At 69.4% G+C, this 4648-nt stretch carries 5 protein-coding genes; 1 reads left to right on the top strand and 4 read right to left on the bottom strand.

The annotated features are described in order from the left end of the window. Positions 1-175: 175 nt before the first annotated feature. The 4 genes from N4G66_RS44720 to N4G66_RS44735 all read right to left on the bottom strand — a co-directional run bounded on the left by N4G66_RS44720 (position 176) and on the right by N4G66_RS44735 (position 3681). Positions 176-1531: a replication initiator gene (locus N4G66_RS44720; protein ID WP_315903773.1), complete on the bottom strand. Its 1356-nt coding sequence runs from the start codon at positions 1529-1531 to the stop codon at positions 176-178. A gap of 298 nt (positions 1532-1829) precedes the next feature. Beyond that, complete coding sequence (locus N4G66_RS44725) at positions 1830-2027, bottom strand: hypothetical protein (RefSeq protein WP_217574491.1); 198 nt, start codon at positions 2025-2027, stop codon at positions 1830-1832. After that, complete coding sequence (locus N4G66_RS44730) at positions 2024-3325, bottom strand: FtsK/SpoIIIE domain-containing protein (protein ID WP_261710079.1); 1302 nt, start codon at positions 3323-3325, stop codon at positions 2024-2026. Before N4G66_RS44730 ends, N4G66_RS44725 begins: the two co-directional genes overlap by 4 nt. After that, a complete protein-coding gene (locus tag N4G66_RS44735; protein WP_261710080.1) occupies positions 3325-3681 on the bottom strand; it encodes an SCO3933 family regulatory protein in 357 nt (118 codons plus the stop codon). The genes N4G66_RS44730 and N4G66_RS44735 overlap by 1 nt, the downstream gene beginning before the upstream one ends. A 162-nt stretch (positions 3682-3843) precedes the next feature. Between N4G66_RS44735 and N4G66_RS44740 the strand changes: the two genes are divergently transcribed. Next, on the top strand, positions 3844-4599 hold the full coding sequence (locus tag N4G66_RS44740; protein ID WP_261710081.1) for a GntR family transcriptional regulator: 756 nt from the start codon (positions 3844-3846) through the stop codon (positions 4597-4599). The last annotated feature ends 49 nt before the right edge of the window (positions 4600-4648 follow it).

A 4648-nucleotide genomic window follows, 5' to 3' on the forward strand; every position in this document is an offset into this window, starting at 1 on the left:
CCTCTAGACGAAACGGTCATGACGGTTGTTGGCTCCGTAGTCCCGCGCTAAGAATCCCTCTGCCCAGGGCCGAGGAGCCGTGCGAGTCGCGCAGCACTCTTCGGCCCCATCCGTGTCGGGAACTTGGCCGCCTGGCGCTCGACTGCCCGAGCCCACTGCTCGCTGCGGTGTCTCGTCACCGGGGCACCTCACGCTCTTCACGGGCGATCTCACGGTTCGTGGCGATGTCTTCGGCGACTCCGGCGGCCAGGAGCGCCGCGCCGCGGGTGTGGCCGGAGCCGACGTAGCGCCAGTGCGCTTCAGTGGCTGTGCCGGGCGTGTCCCCCTCACAGTGGCCCTGGTGTTCTGCGCGTTCGGCGCGCAGCGCTGCGTAGGTCGTCGAGTAGGCGCGGGACTTGGTCAGGATGTGGCCCCGGTAGCCGAGGGTGTGGGCCCACGTACGTAGGTGAAGGGGCGCGTACTCGGGGCGAGCGCCGAGGCGCCAGCAGGTGCGTATGAGTATCCGAACGTGGTTGGACACACGAGCTGACTCGATGTCGCCCCAGGTCGTGAGGCGGTAGTCGGTGCCAGCGCCTGTCTCGCTCGCTCCCTTGGTGACGTACTTGGCGACGTACGCGGCTACGGCGTCGTCGTCCGGGCCGAGGCCGTCAGTGCGCAGAGGCCGGGCGTCGAGCTGCACGCCCCAGCGGAGATCGAGTTCACCGACGGCGGGACTGTACAGAGTGCGCACAAGGACCCGCCGGGCGGAGGCGCGCACGGCATCGACGAGCAGTGCCGCGGTGCCCCAGGCCGGGGGTTCGTCGTCGGGTCCGTTCGGGCCGTCGAGGCGGACGACGGCGTGCACGTGGACGGCCGCGCGCTTCTGGTACTCGGCGACCCGTGCGAAGGAGAGTCGGGCGTGCTGGGCGAAGCGGGACTGTACGAGGCCGGTCGAGGTGGCCAGGCGTCGCCGGACGTCGATGACGAACCGGTCCCACAGCTTGGAGGCGTGCGCGTGCCACAGAACGTGGGCCGGGTAGTCGTAGCAGTCAGCGCAGAGGGGTTGGCCGACGAGGGGATCAGCCACGTCGTGGACGGCCCCGCAGCCGAGACGGCGCCCGTGATCGCACTCGGCCGTATTGCGGCGGGGTCGGCAGCGCTCCCCGGCACCGTGCACGGGTCCGAATGACGGCGCGGTGAGGGTGATGAAGAGCCGGGGTCGGTCGCGGACCGTTGCCGGGACGCTCTTGCCGCCGAGGAGTCCGGCGCGGACGAGGTGGTAGGTGTCGCCCGCGTGGAGCCGGGAGCAGGGTGCGCAGACGGTTGCGCGTCGATTGCGGCAACGGATGAGGAGGCGTTCGCCGGGTTCGTTGCGGGTGTCGTAGTGGTGCAGGATCTCGCCGGTTGCACTGTCCAGGGTGGTGGTCGATCCCGACAGGTGCACGGGGTGCGCACAACCGCCCGTAGCTGCGATCTGTCCCAACCAGCGGGCGAACTGGGGATCCTGGGCGATGCGTATCGCGTCTCGGTCTGTCTCGGGGAGCTGACGCAGGCGCGCCGCGCGGTCGAGGGCGGCGCGCCTGTCAGCCGGGGTGAAGTCCGGGGTGATGGTGGTGACCTTCCAGGGTGGGCCGCCGTAGCGGCACGGGTGATGGTTGGTGGCGCGCAATCGGTCATGCGGATCACTCCTTGGGTGGTGGCGTGTGGTGCGTTGGGGTTCAGCGGATGGTTCCGGTGCCCCGGCAGACGCGGCAGCGCCGAAGTCGTCCGGTCCAGGTGGTGCGGGCCCCTTCGCCCTTGCAGTGGGGGCATCTCACGCGGCGCATCGGCATGACGTACGTCCTTCCTGCTCAGAAATGGGAGAAGCCGCTCAGGACCCATGTCAGAAGGCCGTTGATGGTGAGGCTGACGGGGGTCTGGCCGAGGTACATGCCGAAGAGGGCGATGCAGACCGCCTCCCAGGCGCGGACGTCGCGGGAGCGCACGAGGAGGAAGGTGATGATCCCGAAGACCACCACGAGGGACACGGCGGTACCTGTGCTGATCACTTGTCGTCTCCTTCGAGCGCCGCGAGGGCACGGACGATGGCGGGCAGTTCGGGGGTCATGGCGCTGTACTTCTTGGAGGTCGCTGCGGCCTCTTCGGTCGAGGTGAGGTGGGAGCGGGCGCGGCTCCAGCCGCCCTCGGGCCCGGAGCAGACGGCGACGCCCTGCTCGTCCGCAGTGATCGACTGGGCGACGACGACGGCGTCCTTGTTGAGGTCGCCCAGCGTCATCTCTGCCGTGCCGGGATCGTTCACGCGGTGGCAGATCCGGCCGCCGAGCTGGGCCCGTAGGGCGGTGACTCCGGGGCCGAGGTCGGAGCCGACGCGTTGGCCGGCCACGACCAGGTGGATGCCGAGCGCGGCCCCGAGCTGGGCCAGGCGCAGGAGGAGGGTGGAGCACTGTTCGGCTTCCGCCTTGCTCTCGCGTCGGCCGTCGGACAGGTAGAGCTCCGCGATCTCGTCGACGATGACCACGACCGGTATCGGACGCAGCTTCTCCGGGAGCTCCCAGATGGAGCGGGCACCGGCCGCGCGGCAGACAGCCATGCGGTCCTGCATGTCGACGGCGAGTGCGGTGAGCACGGCGACTGCCTCACGGCGGCAGGTGGTAAGTGCGCTGAGTCGTTCGGCGAAGAGGCCGAGTTCCATGCCGCCCTTGCAGTCGATGCCGATCAGGGCGACGGGTTGCGGGGCGAGTTGGGTGATGAGCCGGGCGAGCAGGGTGGACTTGCCGGAGCGGGTGGCGCCGGCGATGAGCCAGTGCGGGACGAGGCGCAGGTCCATGACCCAGGCGCCGCCGCTCTCCAGTACGCCGATGAGGGCGGACAGGAGTGCGGCGGGCGCCGAGGCTAAGCCGGGCCGGGCCAGCGGGTCACTCGCGGTTGCGGTGAGGAGGACGAGGCCGCGTTCCGGCGAGGTGACCCGTACGGCGTGGACCTTCCAGGCGTGCACGAGGGCGTCCGCCGCCTTCATGTACGTGGCCGGGGTCTGGCCCGCGTGCAGCCGGACGCTTGCCGTCAGCCCCAGACGGTTGGCCCGCGGAAACGAGAGCCGAGGGACGATCGGCCGCAGCGGATCGCCCTTGACGACCAGGTCGCCGAGCAGCCCGCGGGGCGGACGGCGGGTGACCGTGAGGTCGTTGAGCATTGCGACCTTGCGCCAGGTGAACACCACCCGGCACGCGGCGAGCGGGTATCCGGTGAGGTACCAGTGCCAGGCCGGGCGGTGCCGGCGCAGCAGATCACCGACGACGAGCACCCAGGCCAGTAGGGCGAGAGCGAAGGCGAGTGCGATCGGCCCCATCACGCACCACCGGACTTGGTCGTCGGCGCGGGTGCGGGAGTGCCGTGGACGGGGGTGATGGCGTCGGCGCGGAAGCTGATTCCGTGCCGGTCGCCCATGGCCCAGGCGAACGCGGTCAGTCCGGTGACCTTGAGGATCTGTCCTTCCTCGATGCCCTTCGGCTCACCGGCGACCGCGATCTCGATGACCGAGATCCGCCGTCCGTCCTGCCGCACGGTGACGGCGACGGTGTAGACGGTGTTGCCATCACGGTCCTTCTTGACCTCCTGGGTGTCGAAGTTGCTGATCTTCGCTTCGGGTGTGATGGCGCACCGCAGTACGCCCAGTCGTGCCATGTCCACGGGAATGGACTGCATTGCATGGCCTCCTTGGCCAGTCGGGACGCCCAACATATTCAGACGTCACTTGTCCTTACGAGTGATGACTATGCGGCTCTGTACGGCGAGGGTGCAACTACTTATGCTGACGAGTGATGTCGCGCGTGCGACGTGCCTACGACCTCACCCGGAGATGCCGAGATGTCAGAGATCCAGCGCCCCGGAGCCCTCTACCAGCAGGTGGCCGCGGCGATCCGCGAAGCGATCCTGGCCGGCGAGTACGAACCCGGCGCCCCGCTCCCCTCCGAGGCCCAGCTCATGGAGCGCTACAAGGTCTCGCGACCCACCGTCCGCAATGCCGTCGCAGCGCTGCGCGCGGAAGGCCTCGTCGACGTCCATCATGGCAAGGGCAGCTTCGTCCGCTCCGAGAAGGGTCCCGCCGTCGCGATCTCCCGCCACATCGGCAGGACACCGGCCGGGCATTTCAGGCTGTACGGCGTAGCCACGTGGCAGCAGGCCGAGGAACCGCACACCTACCGCACCCACACCACCGAGGCCACGGCTCATCTGCTGGGACTCCAGACGGAAGAGGCCCTGTTCGGCTGTGACCAGCTGCTCGTCGACCCGGACACCGGAGCGCGGGCGATGCTCCGGACACTGATCCCTTTCGCCACGACCGAAGCCGTATCCGATCTCGGCAAGAGGCCGGACGCCGCCCCCGCCGCGATCTACGCGATGCTGACGGCGGTCGGCCACGAGTTGTGGTGGTCGGAGTCGGTACGGGCCCGCATGCCGCTGCCCGACGAGCGCACCACGCTGCGCCTGCCCGATGCGACCCCGGTCCTGCACGTCTCCCGCGTCACCTGCGGCACCGATGACCAGGCCCTGATCCTCGAAGAACTCCGCATTGGAGCAGCCCGCGCCGAACTCACCTACCGGATCGACGCCGACAAATAGCCCGCGCGGCGTGTCCGCGGCCGAGAGCTGATGGCGATCGGTCGAATGC

The organism is Streptomyces rhizosphaerihabitans, from assembly GCF_025399795.1.
Classification (GTDB): Bacteria; Actinomycetota; Actinomycetes; order Streptomycetales; family Streptomycetaceae; genus Streptomyces; species Streptomyces rhizosphaerihabitans.

Coding starts and splice junctions, on each gene's coding strand:
- N4G66_RS44740 (WP_261710081.1), top strand. CDS start 3,844: ATGTCAGAGATCCAGCGCCCCGGAGCCCTCTACCAGCAGGTGGCCGCG.
- N4G66_RS44735 (WP_261710080.1), bottom strand. CDS start 3,681: ATGCAGTCCATTCCCGTGGACATGGCACGACTGGGCGTACTGCGGTGC.
- N4G66_RS44730 (WP_261710079.1), bottom strand. CDS start 3,325: ATGGGGCCGATCGCACTCGCCTTCGCTCTCGCCCTACTGGCCTGGGTG.